The sequence below is a fragment of the Trinickia sp. genome (assembly GCF_051954495.1).
In the GTDB taxonomy this organism is placed as follows: Bacteria; Pseudomonadota; Gammaproteobacteria; order Burkholderiales; family Burkholderiaceae; genus Trinickia.
In genome coordinates this window covers 61911-77522 of record NZ_JBQCHR010000032.1, presented here as the reverse complement: position 1 = coordinate 77522, position 15612 = coordinate 61911, and the positions used below count along the sequence as shown (strand labels likewise).

The following is a 15612-nucleotide window of genomic DNA, read 5'->3' as shown; positions in this document are numbered from 1 at the left end:
AAATGCGCTGTCTTTTTTAGTTATCGGTCGCTTGCAGCAACGTCTTGACGTCGAGCTTCTTGCTGCGTTCCGCCAGGAACTGATTGACGAACGCGAGCATGGCGGGCGTCGACACGTTGACGCCGATCGCGATCGGGTCGTCCAGATCGTCGAGCGTGACCACGCGCAGTTTCAGCGATGCCGTCGGATCGCTTTTCAGCACATGCTTGACTTCGAACTCATCGCGATAGGCCGCTGTGACTTCACCCTTATCCAGCGCGCCGAGCAACGCGTCCCAGCTCGGGTACGGCTTGACCTTCGCATCGGGAAAGTTCGTGCGGACGTACTGCGAGTACGACGAATTCATCACGACGCCGATCGTGCTGTCGTACGAGCGGATCACGTCCGGTGCCGTGCGCCCGTGCGCAACCTGCGCGAAGTTGATGCGATTCAGAAGCAGCGCGCGATGCAAGCGGACATAGGGCGTGCTGAAGCTGATGATCTCGGCGCGCGCCAGCGTGCGCGAGAGCTTGCTGATCGCCAAGTCGGCGTCGCCGTTCGCGAGCAGACTGACGACGCCGTCGAACGTCTTCGCATCGCGATTGAATCGCACCTGGACACCGAGCTTCGCGGCCATTTCGTTGGCGATGTCCACGTCGATGCCCTGCAGCCGGCCGTTGCGGGTCTCGAAGAACGGCGGCTGGTCGACGCCCAGCATCGCCACGACCAATTCGCCGCGATTCACGATGCGCGCGAACTCGGGCGCGAGCAGGCGTCCGTCGGGCATGCGCACGAGGCCCGTCGGCGTCAGCACGAGCGGCGCGCTGGCCGGCGAAGCCGCCGCGGGAGCCGGGGCAGGCGCCGTGGCGCCTGCCGCGCATGCGGCGCCCGCTGCCGCGAAGAGCGAAACGCTCATCGCCAAGGCGGCCGCCATGCGACCGGCGACGCCGCGCAAAAAGCGCGTCGTGTTGTAACGGCCGCAGGGCGTCCCAGGACATGCAGTGTGAAGCTTGAACATAAGCGATTACCGTTGGCAAATTTCAAGAAGCATTTGAAGCCGGCGCGGCGGACGCCGCGGCGTCCCCGCTCGCGGGCATGGGGGCGCGCTCGCTCAAGGCCGGCGCGGCGCTCAGGCCTGTCGCCTGCGCCGGAGCGGCGTAGCGCGCACCGATCTCGACGCCGAGCAGAAACAGCAGCACGCAGAGCAGCAAGATGCAGCACGCCGCGATCGTCGCCATCCGCGCAGTCATGGAAAAAACATAGGGCATCGGCAATCGTCCTCAAGGAACCATGGTGGTGAATTGCGCCGGCGCGACGATCTGGATCACGCCGCCCCAGTTGCACATCAACTTCGAATCGTTTTGCAGCGCGGGCATGCTGCCGACGAGCACCGTCGGCGATCCGGGCGCCCACGGCGCCGCCGTAACCGGCACGCAGGGCATCGGTGTCAGCACGCCCATCGCCGCCGCCGTGGCCGCCGCCACTTGCGGGTTGGCCGGGCAGTTGCACATGCCGAACGGCATGACGTTGACCATCGGCGCGTTGTCCATGATCGTCGCGGCCGGCGCACCCGACATGACGCATGCCGTGGGCAGCACGTTCAGCGAAGAAGGCGCCACGCCGAAGCTGCATTGCAACATGGTGCCCGTGGTGACCAGAATGCCCATCGATCAGCCCTTCACCCATTTCTCGATGTTGGCGACGACCTTCGGCAGGCCGCCCGCCGCACCGGCGACGGGCGCGTCGACGCTGCGCCATGCCTCCTGCGGCTTGCCCTTCGCGTAGCGGCGCTCGGCCATCACCTGGCCGTCGGCGTCGAAGCGCCGCGCCGTCCCATGCAGCAAGCCGCCCTGATACGGCAGGGTCTGCACCAGTGAACCGTCGGCGGCGTACTCGCGCGTCTCGCCTTCGAGCACGCCCGCGCGGTATCGCACACGCCGCACGACGACGCCTTCGTGCAGATAGACGGCTTCGCCGTCCAGCTTGCCGGCCACGTATGGCAGCCGCGAACCGACCTGCCCCGAGGGCGCGTACGACACGCTTTCACCCTGCAGCACGCCGGCCACGAATCGCTGCCGAGCCGCGACGCGGCCATCCTGATACAGCGTCGTCACGCCGTGTTCCTTGCCCTCGACGTAGTGCGCCTCTTTCACGGGCACGCCCGGCGGATCGAATGCTCGCATCGGCCCCGACAGCGCGCCGTGCGCATAGTGCGCTTCCAACGTGGGCCTGCCGTCCGGCGTAAAGCGCGTCATGGCTCCGTCCGGCACGCCGCCCGCCATCGTCGTACGCCCGATCACCGCCCCGCTCGGATCGCGCTCCTCGACCACGGCGCGAGCGACCGCCCCCGCCGGCGCGGCCGGGGAAAGCGCAGAACTCGTGGGCTTGGAATCGGTCATGGCGATGTTTTATCGGGTGGGCGGCGTCAGTTGATCTTCACGAGGCCGCCCTTGAGGGTCAACATCCCGCCGCCATCGACCGTCGCGGCGGCCGACGCCTTGCCCTGCACCTCGAGGCCTTCGAGCGTCAGCGTCGTGCCGGCCTTGGTCTCGAGCGTGGTGCCGGCCTGATTCGTAAGCGATGTTCCGGCCTGCGAAGTGAGCGACGTACCCGACTTGAACGTGATCGAGCCGCTGACGTCGATCGTCAGATTCCCGCTTACCTTCAGCGTGTAGTCTCCCGTCACGTTGTGCGTGAACTTCGCATGGTTCGTATGCGTCTCGTCGCCGGTGACGTCGAGCGAGCGCGTGCCCTTCACCGTGTGCGTTTCCTTCCCCGTCTGCACATCGACGGTCCGGTCGCCCTTTTGGATCGTATGCGTCTCGTTGCCGGCGATCACGGTGGTCGCAAGCGCGTTCTCGATCGAGACGTTCATATCCTTCTGCGCATGCAGGTAAAGCTCCTCGCTGCCGGTCTTGTCCTCCATGCGTATTTCATTGCCCGCGCTGCCGCCTTTGGACGAACGCGACATGATCGTGCTGCGCGTCTGCATCGAAGGCTGCGCATACGGCAGCGTGCTCGATTCGTTGTAGACGCTGCCGGTCACGAGCGGTCGGTCCGGGTCGCCGTCCACGTAGCTCACAATGACCTCTTGGCCCACGCGCGGAAGGAAAAAGTGCCCCCACCCGTTGCCCGCGACCGTCTGCGCCACGCGCACCCAGCACGAGGTGTTTTCGTTCCGCGTAGTGGAGCGGTCCCAATGAAACTTGACCTTGATGCGCCCGAACGAATCGGTCCAGATTTCCTCGCCGGTCGAACCCGAGACGATCGCCGTGTGATTGCCCGCTACGACGGGCCGCGGCGTGACGAGCGGCGGACGGAACGGTACCGACGAAGGAAATACGGAGAACTTGTTCGTGTAGACCTCGTTCGCCGCGCTGTGCTCGACCGAGCGCACGACGTAGTTCGCGTTGACGGTGCTGTTCGCATGTCCGCCGAGCGTGAAGGTCGAGCCGGCCGTGAGCGCATAGCAAGCGCTTGCGCCAAGACCGGTCTGCTGGCCGACTTGCTGCGCGGCGAGTCGCAAGTCCGCGGTCTGCGTGCCGTCCGTCGTCGTCGGGTAGCGGCCCGGGAAGATATACCGCGTTCCGTTGGTCACACCGCTCGTCGCGGCCGACGTCGCCGATGAAACCGCCGCGGACGTGTAGTCGTAATCGGCCACGATATGCGTGCGTTCGGTCAGTCCCGTGACGAGTTCGAAATCGCTCACGCGCTCGGCCGGGCTGTGCGCCACCGAATCGCTCGAGAACCACAGCGTCGACGGCGCGGTCATCGCCTCGTGCGCCGATGGGCTGTCGGCGAGTACCATCGTATGGCTGCCGTTGGCGAATGTGAAGAAGTAGAAGATGCCGTCCTCTTCCATGAGCCGCGAGATGAACTGGAACGGACTCTCGTCGTACTGCACGCAATACTCGCGCGGTTGGTACGTGCCCGTCGTACTCTGCTTGATCGTGACGTTGAACGGCGACAGCACCTTCTGAATGATGTCGAGCGTGCTCAAGCTCTGATAGATCACGCGATCGCTGCCGAGCGTGGCGAGCCACAAACTCGGCGCTAGGGCCGCCGAATAATATCCGTACGCGGCATCGGCGCCGACCTGCGCGAACCGGGTGACGATCCCGCTGAAATAACGCGGCGATCCGCCTAGCGTCTGCAACGTCACGGTCGCGGTTTTCCCGACGATCGACGCCGGCGACAGCGCTTCGTTGGTCGAGCGCATGCGCAGCTCGAAATGGAAAAGCTCGGAAATCGCTTCGCGGCCCGAAAAGCCTTCCAGCAGCAGCACGTTCTCGCCGAACGGCGTACTGACCGAAAGAAAGCTGCCTGTTTGGACCGTTGTCGATGCCGGCATATCAGACTCCGTCGCCCGCGGCGAAGCTGAACGCCAGGCCGCCCGTCGGCGTGAACTTCACGTGCACGGCGGAGAACGGCTCGGCCACCGAAATGCGCTCGAGCACCTCGCGCGCGAGTTCAGGCAGCACGATCTGCGTGAGAATGTGGTCCACGTTGCGCGCCCCGCTATCCACTTCCTTGCAGCGTTCGGTGATCGTGCGCGCGAAATCGTCGTCCCACGTCAGGGTGGCGTGATGGTTGCGCGAAAAACGCTCCGCGAGCCGGTTCAGCTTGAGGTTCACGATCGCGGCGATCTGGGCGTCGCCCAAGTGGTAGTACGGCACGAGCACGAGCCGGCCGAGGAACGCCGGGCTGAATTGGCGCAGCAGCGCCGGACGCAGGCGCTCGATCAACTCCTCGGGCGGCGGGCGGCGCCCGCCCTGGCTCGCTTCGGTGATCACTTCCTGTGCGGCGTTCGAGGTGAGCAGGATCAACGTGTTCTTGAAGTCGATCGGCACGCCTTCGCCGTCTTCCATGATCCCTTTGTCGAATACCTGGAAGAACAGCTCGAGCACGTCCGGGTGCGCCTTTTCCATTTCGTCGAGCAGCACGACGCTATACGGGCGGCGGCGCACCGCTTCGGTCAGCACCCCGCCGCGCCCATAGCCGACATACCCCGGAGGCGCGCCCTTGAGCCCCGACACGCTATGCGCTTCCTGGAACTCCGACATGTTCACGGTGATCATGTTGCGCTCGCCGCCGTAGAGCGTATCCGCCAGCGCGGCCGCGGTTTCGGTCTTGCCGACGCCGCTCGGACCGACCAGCAAGAACACGCCGACGGGTTTGCCCGGATCGTCCAAGTCGGCCCGGAACGTGCGCACGCGCCGCGCGATAGCGTCGAGCGCCTCGTCTTGGCCCACCACGCGCTCGGCCAGCTTGTCGTGCAGATAGAGCACCGTGTGCAGTTCGTCGGCCAACATCCGCCCGACCGGAATGCCGGTCCAGCCAGAAATGACCTCGGCAACCATCGTCGAATCGACGTACACCGGCACCATCGGCTCGTCGTTCTGCACGGCTTCCAAGCCCTTTTCGAGGCGGCCCAGGTTGGCGAGCAGCGACTCGGCGTCCTCGCCCTCTTCCGCGGGCGCCTGTGCCTCCACCTGTTGCGCGATCTTGCGCCGCCAAGCAAGGATCTCGTCCACGGCGCGTTGCTCGGTCGCGAGCTTATCGGTCAGGCGCGCATGCTTGGCGCGCTGGTCTTCGAGCTGCTTGGTCAACGCGGCGATGGCATCGGCGTGGTCGCTGCCCGTCGCGGCCTCGTGGCGCAGGATGCGCAATTGGTTTTCGCCCGATTCGAGCGCGCGGCCCAGCGCCTCGATGTCCTGAGGCACACCGCTTTGCCCGATGGCCACGCGCGCGCATGCGGTGTCGAGCACGCTGATCGCCTTGTCCGGCAATTGCCGTCCGGAAATGTAGCGATGCGACAGCTTCACGGCGTCGCGTACGGCTTCGTCGATGATCTCGACGCCGTGATGATGCGCGAGCTTAGGCACCATGCCGCGCAGCATCTCGATGGCGACCGCCTCGCTAGGCTCATCCACTTTGACGACTTGGAAGCGGCGCGCGAGCGCCGGATCGCGCTCCACATACTTCTTGTACTCGGCCCACGTGGTGGCCGCGATCGTGCGCAATTCGCCGCGGGCGAGCGCGGGCTTGAGCAAGTTGGCCGCATCGCCCTGGCCCTCGCTGCCGCCGGCTCCGATCAGCTGATGCGCTTCGTCGATGAACAAAATCACCGGCACGGGCGACGCCTTCACTTCGGCGATGACCGATTTCAGCCGATTCTCGAACTCGCCCTTCACGCCCGCGCCTGCTTGCAGCAGCGCGAGATCGAGCGAGCGGACCGTGACGTTCAGCAGCGCGGGCGGCACTTGGCCAAGCACGATACGTTGCGCGAAGCCCTCGACCACGGCGGTCTTGCCCACGCCGGCTTCGCCCGTGAGGATCGGATTGTTTTGCCGGCGCCGCAGCAGCACGTCGATCAGTTGGCGAATCTCCAGATCGCGTCCGCATATCGGATCGATCGCGCCCTCGCGAGCCAGCTCGGTCAGATCGACCGTGTACTGCCCGAGCGCGGAGCCGCCCGGCCCGCTGCCGACGGCGGACGGCATCGCCGGCAACGGCGCTTTGCCGGCGGGCGCGCCGCCGCCCGTCGCGGCGGAGCCGGCGGGAGCCGCCGCCTGCCCGCCGTCCTCGCTGGACGAAGCGAGCACGGCGGCCAGCGAATCGCGCAGCGTGGCGCGCGGAATCTTCAGCAGCGAGGGCGCCGAATCCAGCACCAAACCGCGCAGGCTATCGACTTCGAGCAACGCGAGCAAAACCGTACCCGAGCGAATCTGCTGCTGCCCCAGCAGCATCGAACTCAAGAGCCACGCTTCTTGAAACAGGCGCGAAAAATTCGGCGACAGCGCCGGCGTGCGACCGTTGCCGCGCTTGAATTGGTCGACGGCCTTTTGAAGTTGCGCACTGACGTCGGCCGAGGCGATCTCGAAGTGTTCGAGGATGACGCGCAAATCGGGGGCATCGGATTCGATGAGTTGCAGCAGAAAGTGCTCGACGTCCACGTTGTAGTGGGTCAACCGCACGCACAGCTGCGCGGCAAGCTCCATTGCATGCTTGCACGCCGGATCGAGCCGGCTCACCAAAGTGCGAATGTCAATTTCCATGATCGGCCGGTTTATGCGTTCGATGGGCGCCATGCCGCCGCGGCCGGCGGCATGCGCAGGGTGAATCGGGCGGGCGCCAACGGCTTGGCCGCTTTGACGTCCGTCTTCGCCGTTTGTGCTCCGGGCGCCGCCGGGGCCGCTCCGAGCCACGACGTCCAGCCGAGCCTCACGGCGAGCGCGCCGCCCACCGCGCAAGCGGCCTTCCGCGGTGCGGGCCTCAACACGACGTGGACCTCGAGATCCTGTTCCAAATACGACTGCACGAGCCAAGCGGTCAGCTCGTGCAGCTCGCCTCCCGGCAGCAAAGCCTCGAATCGATCCTGCCGCAGATCGACGAACTCGATGCGCACGCCCGCCGCCTGATCCCAGCAGCGCCGGCCAACGACCGCCCTGCCGTTCAAACGCGACGCCCCCAGCCCGCGTCCGCGCAAGCGCGCCGAATCGCGCGCGTCGAGTTCGCGCCAGCCGCCGACGAACTGCGCCCCTCGCACCGCTACTCCTAGCCGGTCCGAAAGCATCGCAAGCAAACCCGTCATCGACCGCGGCGCGCCGCCGAGTAAACCGGCGTGCCGCAGCCAGCGCCGGGCGCCGCCGGGGCCTCGCTCTCCGGCGCGCAAGCCGAGGTTCCCCAATGCATCGAGGCATGCCGTCAACGCCGCATCGTCCGGCGCACGCCCATTGAGCCCCGGCGCATGCTTCTGGCGGCCGCGGTACAGAAACGACAGGAACCGATGGTTGAAGATGTCGAGGAAATCCGACATCGCCGTTTCGCGCGCCGCGCGGCGGCTGAGCAGCCATTCCGTGAATGCGAGCGGCAGCGGCCCGCTCGCACCCGCGAGCGTCATTGCCGCGGTGCTGACGGTATAAGTGGCGCGCGACTCGCCCGCGTCCACCGTGCGCACGTTGCGAATATCGCTCGGTTCGAACGCGAGCGACACGTGGCCCGTGAAACGCACCGCCTCGTCCGTGCCGTCGCCGGTTCCCAGCGGCCGAGCCCAAGGCTGCGCCTGTTCCAGCAAGTGAATCGCCTGGAACAAGTCGAAGCCGTGAGGATGAGCGAGCAGCCGCGCGATCAGAGCAGCTGCTGGCAACCGGTCATCGGTTCCCATTGCTTCCATATCTCATCTCCACGACAAACCACGAGCCGGACGAAGGAGTTGACCGACGTGCACATCGCGAAAAAGCGCGCGAGCACGGCGGCCATCAACAAGGGCGAGCTGCCCACGAACGCGTCCGCATCGAATTCGATATTAATCTCGGTGCCGCGGCAGTACCCACGCCACGCATCCGTGCCCACGTGCGCGGTGACGTGGCGCGCCCCGATGCGGCTGATGCCGCGTATCTGGTCTTGTTCGCGCAGGCCGTCGGAGGCGAACAGCATCAGCATCTCCTGCAGTTCGCGCTTGCCGTTCGGGCCGCTGACCAAGGAGTGATAGTTGCGCGTGAGCAGCGATACGAGCCGCCACAGCGTTTCGCTGCCGAGCGTCGGGTCGCGCGGCGCCGTCGGCTCGTAGAGGCAACGCACGCGCGTATTGCGCGACACGCGCTCGACGATCATCCTCGCGCCGATGGGCACATGCTCGGCAAGACGCCGGTTCGTGCACAGCACATTCGCATAGACGACCGGCGTGGCCGGATCGATGAAGTTGCGGCCGGCATCGACGAAGCTCAGGTACGTGTCGACACCCGGCACATTGCCGCGCACGCTGTGCTCGCGACGCGCGAACCAAAACGTGGATGGATTGGCCCCGCCCGCCGCATCCATACGGTCGACCGCCGTGTAGCCGGGCAGCTCGATCGCACGGTCGGCAACCGGATCGGAGGCGATGACCGATACGATCGAGTGGATTTCCGTAATCGCTTCGCGCTTCTGTTCGGCGACGAGACGGTGCTCGTAGCGCCGCCCGTCCACCACGATCGGTTCGGTCGTCTGCGCGAACAGGTTGATGATGGGCGTACAGCCAAGGCGAAAATGCTGCGCGCCGATATGCGCGAGCGCGCGCGGCATACGGTCCAGATGCAGGACGATTTCGCAGCTGCGGCCGCCGCCGAACGCGCCGGCCGGCACTTCCAAGTCGAAGAAGTGAAACTTGCGCGCGAACGCGAAGTATTCCTGCAGCAGACCGTAGGCCGGGTGCGCGTGAGCCGGTGCGGGCAGCACGCGATCCTCTTCGCCGTAGCCCACTTCCCGCCAGGCCGATTGCCCGAGGCGCACGAGCGGCGCGCCCGGCGGCGCCAGCGAAACGCCGACGACACCCGATACGAGCAGCTCGTACAGCGGCATCGTGATCATCCAGTCGCCGTGCAAATGCAGCCGAAGCTTGCGGATTTCGAGTTCGGAGAAATCGACGCCCGGCTCGCAATCGAGCCGCAAGCGCAGCGTCGAATCGTCGCAAAAGCGCGCATCGCCGATGACGAGCGGCCACAAGACGGTATCCCACGCGGTACGGAATCGGCACGCATCGCCGCTTTCCGTCAACGCCGACAGCCCGGTATGGCGCGGCACGAGAAAACCGGCCGTGACCTTGCCTTGCGTGGGATCCAGATCGAACTGAGCGACCGTCATCGCCGGCACGCTCTGCGCAAGCGACGGGCAAACGTTCTCGAGCAGCGCCGAGGCAATGTGCGGAAAAGCTTGATCGAGATCGCGGTGCACGCGCGCCGCGAGAAACGCGGTTGCTTCGATCAGCCGCTCGGTGTGGGGGTCGAGCGATTCCGTGCCGTGCAGCGCGAGACGCGCGGCGACCTTCGGATAGCGCTGGGCGAAATCCGCGCCCTGCACGCGCAGGTAGGACAGCTCGCGCTTGTAGTACTGGAGAATATCGTCTGGCGCCATGTCGGTCAGCATCCGTCCGGATCATCCGGAGTTGCGCCGGCACCGGGCGCCAATTTGAAAAATACATGTTCGACCGACCGCTCGACGCGAATGTCGCCTTCGACGACGAGCATCGCATCGCGGCTCGTCTCGCCGTTCGAGTCGAACTTAACGGCGACGTTGGCGAGCCGCGGCTCGAACAGGGCGATCGCGCGGCGCACGGCCGCGAGGATCGCTTCGCGATCGGCGCCCGAGCGCAACGAACGCTCCGAGAAATCGGGTACGCCATAGTCGAGCACGCCGCAGTCGCTGCGCGCGAACTCGGCCATCGTCAAGCGCGAGCGCGCGTTCAAGAGGCGCGAGAGTTCGCGCGCCACCGAGTCCCGAAGCGCACTCTCGCCTTCGAGCCAGGCGTCGGTGTCCTCGACGAGACGCTCGAACAGCGGCATCGGATAACCCTGGCGCATGGTCGACATAACGTAAGCGTAGAACCTGAAACTTCCGGGTGCGCCCCCGTCAAGCGGCGCACCGCGTGAACGACATTACGAGACCGTGACTGCCTTGTTCGCGGCGAGATCCCAGCCGAAGGACGCATTGCCCTTCTTCGTCGAGTCGGTGTTTTGCTGCGTGTACTGCGACGTCATTTGCGTGAAGTGGATCGTGACCGAATCCGACATCTCCGAGCTGCCGCCGCCCGTGCTGATGTGCGAAATCATCGAGTTGCTCAGCACGTACTTCATCAGGAGCATGAACTTGCCGCCTTCGTTACGACCGACCGAAATCGTCGCATCGCCGAGCTTCGTGCCCGCGGCGCAGGCCGCGTACAGCGCCGGCGTGGCCTGATCGGTGGCCTTCGTAATCGAAAATTCGCTGAAGGTCGGGCGGCCCATCGTCCGCTCGGTGTTCGCCGTGTCCGAGTTCATCGGCATAGCGACGCTATGGCTGAACGAATAGAGCACGATGCCGTCGGCGTAGCCGTCGATCAGCGAGTTGCCCTTGATGTCCTTGAACTGCAGGATGACTGTATCCATGAGTGTTCCGATTCGATATGTGGCGAAAGAGGCGGCGGGGCTCGCGCGCCCGCCGCTTGGGTCATGCGTCGCTAGAGCGCCGTTCCGTTAGGCGGCCGCCGCCGGCAGGTCGGCCACGAGCCGGATCGAAGCCGTCAGGTCTTCCATTTGGAAGTGCGGCTTGATGAAGCACGTCGCGCGATACGAGCCGGGCTTGCCGGGCACTTCCGTCACGTCCACGCGTGCCTCGCCCAGCGGGAAGCGGGCCTTCTGTTCCTGCGACGCCGACGGGTTGATCAGGACGTAATCGGAGATCCAGTTGTTCAAATACGACTCGATGCCGCCGCGCGTCTGGAAGCTGCCGACCTTGTCGCGCATGATGACCTTGAGATAGTGCGCGAAGCGCGATGCGGCCAGCACGTAGGGCAAGCGAGCCGACAACTGCGCGTTCGCGTTCGCTTCGTCCTTGTTGTACAGCACCGGCTTGTTCGTCGTTTGACCGCCGAAGAACGCCGCGAAGTCCGAGCCCTTCGAGTTGACGAGCGCGATGAAGCCCAGATCGCTGAGCTCCTTTTCGCGACGATCCGTGATCGTCACCTCGGTCGGGCACTTGAGCGCGACATCGCCTTCCGACGTCTTGTACGCGTGCGCGGCGATGCCTTCCACCTTGCCGCCTCCTTCCACGCCGCGAATGGCCGTGGACCAGCTGTACTTGGCGAACGCATCGGTGATGCGCAGGCCCATTTGATAGGCCGAATTCGCCCACAGATACTTGCTGTGGTCCGTGCCGTCGACGTCTTCTTCGAAGTTGAACGTCTCGACGGGCTTCGTCTTCGCGCCGTAGGGCAAGCGCGCCGCATAGCTCGGCAGCACGAGCGACACGTAGCGGGAATCCTCGGAGGCGCGGAAGCTGCGCCACGTCGTGAGTTCGGCGCTTTCGAAGATCTTCGACAAATCGCGCGTGACGCCCAGCTCGGTAAACGACTTCAGATCGAACAGGCTCGGCGCGGCGGCAGCGATGAACGGCGCGTGCGCGGCGGCGGCCACCTTCGAGATGCGCTCGAGCAGCGCGATGTCTTGCGGGTGGCGGCCGAACGTGTAATCGCCGATCAGCAGCGAGTACGGGTAGCCGCCGAACGTGCCGTATTCCTCTTCATAGACCTTCTTGAAGAGCACGCTCATGTCGTGATCGACAGCGGTCTCCAAGTCCTTGAGCAGCTCCTTCTTCGTCACGTTGAGCAGACGCAGCTTCAGGCGCGTGCTCGTCTCGGTGCCGTAGACCATGTCGTGCAGACCCGTCCACGACGCTTCGAGCGCCTGGAAATCCTCATCGTGCATGATGGCGTTGAGCTGATCCGTGAGCAGCTTGTCGATCTCGGCGACACGCTCGTTGATCATCGCGACCACGCCCTTGTCCGGGCTCGTGCGCATGCCTTCGTCGAGAATCTGCGACGCGAGCTGACCGATCAGTTTCTTGGCGTAGACGCCTTGCGAGGGCTCGACGGCCATGTTGCCTTCGAGCACGATACGGTCGAGCAGCGTGAGATCGGCGTTCGTCGTGGCGCCGGCGGCCGACGATTCGGCGGCGGAATTCGTTTCCATCTGGTAGTCCTTTGTCAGTTCGTTGCATCAGCGGCTGCGGACGCGCGAGCGCGTCGCGCCGCTCACTCGGCCGGGGCGCCTTCGGCTGCCGGCTCGGCCGCGGCGGCTGCACCGCCGGCGTTCGCTTCGCTCTGCACCTTCTTGAGCTCTTCCGAGTTCTGAACGATGCGCTCGAGGATGGAATCGAGTTCGTCGTTGCCGTCGAGCTTGCCCAGCAGGTCGCGCAATTGCTGACGCGCTTCGAGCAGCTTCGCGAGGCGCGGCACTTGGCGCACGATGCTTTCCGGATGGAAATCGGAGAACTGATTGAACTTGAGTTCGACCTTGAGGTTGCCTTCGCCCTTCATCGTGTCGGGCACCGACAGATCCAGACGCGGGGCGACCTTGCCCATGATCTCGTCGAAATTATCGCGATCGATCTCGACGAAGCGACGCTCCTTCAGCTTGGGAAGCGGCGTAGCCGGCTGCCCCGAAAGATCGGCGAGCAAGCCGACGACCATCGGCAACTCGCGCTTTTCCACCGCGTCGCCGATCTCGACGTCATAGGTGATCTGAACGCGCGGCGGACGATTGCGCCCGACCCATTTCTGCAAACTATTGGACATGGTCCCCTCCGGACTAAAAACACAAACGCGCAATCGACATAGCCGCATGCGCGGCACTTCGCGATGAAATGACTCGGATTCGTAGGGGGGCGGGTACTTCGAAGCGGGGAGATCACATTACCCCTTGAGACGCCGAGCGAGCGCGCGACGCGTGACAAGCCAAAAAGCCGTTGCGCGGTGCCGCTGCCCAGCAATGACAATGAACCGGCACGCCCCCCCGACCGCACACCGCTTCACTGTCGAGGCAAGCGCAAGCATCGCTCGACGCCGCACGTACCCCGTGATGACTCACTCAAACGGTCGATGTTCGACTATCCGTGGGTTGTCCTGTGTGTGGGTTGAAAAGGTTGTGGTCCGCAACGCTTGACTGAATTCTTTCAGGCCTCTTTGAGGCGGGACTCTAGCATACAAAGGTTAAAAAGTGTTAGCGGCCGCACATATTTTCGAATTTCAATCTGGGGCTCAACCGCGCAAGCACACGAATATGCAAACGTAATGAAAGCGCGCCTAGGCCGCCCATCTTTAAGCAGAAACCCTAATTGTCATTGTAAATTTGGCTCTATAACCCGACCCACCGGCGCAATCGTTTTCAGTCTTTTCATTCGTATTATGAATGATTGCCCGCTCTTAAGACGGAATGCTCGGCGAGTGGCATCGGTTCCAACCTCGGCTAAGCATTCTTCGCGCCATTGCAACCTTTCCAATGACGCTGTTATGCTGTGATCCCACGCTGACCGTCCCTGCTTTTTGTATTCAGGAAAACCCTGAACAAGCCGCGCTTTTCTAATTGAAGGTGGATACTTCATGCCCGCATTTACCTCGCCCGTATTCACCGTTTTCAACCACGGGACTTGCGCCAGCCGTGACGGCCAAGGGGAGATCGTCGCCGAATTCGGTCGCCTTGCGGCCGGAGTCGAGTACCGCGATTTCCTGATCTGCGATGGTCCGGGCAGCAGCCCCACGACGGCCCCGATTCCGGGGCAATTCAACCCGTTCACGCGCGACAAGCAAGCCAAGTCGTTCTTCGGGAACAAGGAGATGGGACACACCCATCACAACTGGAAGGCCACCGGCGTGATGACCGGCGCCGGCTGGGACGATAACGTGATGCACGCCGTCGCGACCATCGCCGAGCTCAACCCCGCTCCGCGCACGGTCAACATGCTCGGCTGGAGCCGCGGGGCGGTCACCTGCACGAAGCTCGCGTACAAGCTTCGAGAGATTTTTCCGGACATCGAGATCAACATTTTTGCGGTCGACCCCGTGGCGGGGATTGGGAACAAGAGCGACGACGATGCAAGCACCATTCGCGGCAACGTCAAAAATTATTTAGCCGTACTGTCGATGCACGAGACACGAGGTTTCTTCAAGCCCCAGGATGCCAAGCGCGTCACGTTCACGAATTCCGCGACGAACGCAATTTATGTGCCATTTCCCGGCAACCATAGCGGACAGGTTAATCTAGACAAGAGCGTAAAGAAGGAACTGGGTGAGGCCGCGCAAATGGCGTGGTTTCTCGCGTGGAAATTTCTCGATCACTTCGGCACGCGCTTTACCGCTCCTCCCTCGCCGAATTACAACGAGCTGGAGCAATGCAATCTGTACGCGAAAATGAAAGCGAAGATGCCTGGCTATAAAAAGACGAGCCCCGGGTTTGCACAAGCCGTTCTCGGGGCTCGAAAAACTCGGGATTTTCTTAATAATCGGGTCGATCAATACGTCAAGTTCTCCGACTTTTTCATCAACGAACACCACCGCCGCGTATTCAAGCGCACGCTGCCGCACTTGTACGCGTGGGTCTTCGAGAATCAGGGCATCGATACGCACGCCGTCATTCAGGACTACAAGAAAGCCGAGTTCTACACGGCGCTCAAACAGTCGCTGATCGACATCGGCTTTCAGCCCACGAAGCTGGGCGGCGTTCCGACGGTATTGCTGCCGATTCGCGGCGGCGGCCAGCAAGCGATCGACATTTCCGCGCGCCAGCTCACGGCCAGCATGTCGAGCATGGGGCTTTATGTTTGATCGCGCTGATTACCGCACGAAGCCGCGATAATCAAAGTATTCGGCGGGGCGCCGGCCGGCTAGGATAAGGCAAACTCAAACGGCCGCGAACACCACCGCCCCTTCGTTGCCGATCTCGGTAAAGAAGCGCATGAACCGATACGCTTCTCCGTTGATATTCAGTTCATTGAACCCCGACACGGTGCTTTCGAGTATGGCGTCAGCGATGTCGTTCCGAATCTTGCCGCAACTCGGAAGCTTCTCCTCCGAAGCGGCGACATCGCCTATGTATAACGTGCTGGTGCCGCTCGGTCGGTTCTTCACCATCACCAGGTCGCCGCCTTTGTCCAGCGCGAATTCCAAGTACTCCGCCAACGTTGCCATGGCCTCCACGGTCGATGCGACGTGCTGTCCGGAAATCGAGTTCATTGCGCGCTCCCTTCACCGATATTTCCCCGCCCGCGAACCATCCTACTCCACCGCGCGGTCGACGACGAGGGGTAAGGGAATCGCCGATACGAGCTCGGCGGTGTGAAGGA

Annotated in this window: 14 protein-coding genes; 1 reads left to right on the top strand and 13 read right to left on the bottom strand. The window is 63.9% G+C overall.

The features are described from left to right. Positions 1 to 16: 16 nt before the first annotated feature. The 12 genes from ACTHNR_RS04665 to tssB all read right to left on the bottom strand — a co-directional run bounded on the left by ACTHNR_RS04665 (position 17) and on the right by tssB (position 13069). On the bottom strand, positions 17 to 913 hold the full coding sequence (locus ACTHNR_RS04665; protein WP_440546426.1) for a substrate-binding periplasmic protein: 897 nt from the start codon (positions 911 to 913) through the stop codon (positions 17 to 19). Positions 914 to 1019: 106 nt separating this feature from the next. Then, the gene (locus ACTHNR_RS04660; protein WP_440546344.1) at positions 1020 to 1247 is read right to left on the bottom strand and encodes a hypothetical protein; all 228 of its coding nucleotides are present in this window, start codon (positions 1245 to 1247) and stop codon (positions 1020 to 1022) included. A gap of 12 nt (positions 1248 to 1259) precedes the next feature. Further along, a complete protein-coding gene (locus ACTHNR_RS04655; protein WP_440546343.1) occupies positions 1260 to 1646 on the bottom strand; it encodes a DUF4280 domain-containing protein in 387 nt (128 codons plus the stop codon). A 3-nt stretch (positions 1647 to 1649) separates the two neighbouring features. Then, positions 1650 to 2378, bottom strand: coding sequence for a toxin-antitoxin system YwqK family antitoxin (locus tag ACTHNR_RS04650; protein ID WP_440546342.1), 729 nt, complete (start codon positions 2376 to 2378; stop codon positions 1650 to 1652). 26 nt (positions 2379 to 2404) lie between these two features. Then, positions 2405 to 4330: a type VI secretion system Vgr family protein gene (locus ACTHNR_RS04645; RefSeq protein WP_440546341.1), complete on the bottom strand. Its 1926-nt coding sequence runs from the start codon at positions 4328 to 4330 to the stop codon at positions 2405 to 2407. Between the two features lies 1 nt (position 4331). Beyond that, a complete protein-coding gene (tssH, locus tag ACTHNR_RS04640) occupies positions 4332 to 7037 on the bottom strand; it encodes a type VI secretion system ATPase TssH (RefSeq protein ID WP_440546340.1) in 2706 nt (901 codons plus the stop codon). A gap of 11 nt (positions 7038 to 7048) precedes the next feature. Continuing rightward, positions 7049 to 8155 (bottom strand): type VI secretion system baseplate subunit TssG, encoded by a 1107-nt coding sequence (gene tssG, locus ACTHNR_RS04635; RefSeq protein WP_440546339.1) that lies wholly within the window; start codon positions 8153 to 8155, stop codon positions 7049 to 7051. Continuing rightward, positions 8110 to 9873 carry a type VI secretion system baseplate subunit TssF gene (tssF, locus tag ACTHNR_RS04630; RefSeq protein ID WP_440546338.1) on the bottom strand — a complete coding sequence of 588 codons (1764 nt, stop codon included), beginning with the start codon at positions 9871 to 9873 and terminating at the stop codon, positions 8110 to 8112. Before tssF ends, tssG begins: the two co-directional genes overlap by 46 nt. A 5-nt stretch (positions 9874 to 9878) precedes the next feature. Beyond that, positions 9879 to 10328, bottom strand: coding sequence for a type VI secretion system baseplate subunit TssE (gene tssE, locus ACTHNR_RS04625; protein ID WP_440546337.1), 450 nt, complete (start codon positions 10326 to 10328; stop codon positions 9879 to 9881). Positions 10329 to 10394: 66 nt separating this feature from the next. Further along, positions 10395 to 10883, bottom strand: coding sequence for an Hcp family type VI secretion system effector (locus ACTHNR_RS04620; protein ID WP_440546335.1), 489 nt, complete (start codon positions 10881 to 10883; stop codon positions 10395 to 10397). An 87-nt stretch (positions 10884 to 10970) separates the two neighbouring features. Beyond that, on the bottom strand, positions 10971 to 12464 hold the full coding sequence (gene tssC, locus ACTHNR_RS04615) for a type VI secretion system contractile sheath large subunit (RefSeq protein WP_440546334.1): 1494 nt from the start codon (positions 12462 to 12464) through the stop codon (positions 10971 to 10973). Between the two features lie 62 nt (positions 12465 to 12526). Next, on the bottom strand, positions 12527 to 13069 hold the full coding sequence (gene tssB / locus ACTHNR_RS04610) for a type VI secretion system contractile sheath small subunit (protein WP_440546333.1): 543 nt from the start codon (positions 13067 to 13069) through the stop codon (positions 12527 to 12529). A gap of 804 nt (positions 13070 to 13873) precedes the next feature. On the opposite strand from tssB, the gene ACTHNR_RS04605 reads away from it, so the two are divergent. Next, positions 13874 to 15094 carry a DUF5621 domain-containing protein gene (locus ACTHNR_RS04605; RefSeq protein ID WP_440546332.1) on the top strand — a complete coding sequence of 407 codons (1221 nt, stop codon included), beginning with the start codon at positions 13874 to 13876 and terminating at the stop codon, positions 15092 to 15094. A gap of 75 nt (positions 15095 to 15169) precedes the next feature. Here the strand turns inward: ACTHNR_RS04605 and ACTHNR_RS04600 are convergent, their stop codons facing one another. Beyond that, entirely contained in the window at positions 15170 to 15502 is a 333-nt protein-coding gene (locus ACTHNR_RS04600) for a hypothetical protein (RefSeq protein WP_440546331.1), read from the bottom strand. Positions 15503 to 15612: the final 110 nt, after the last annotated feature.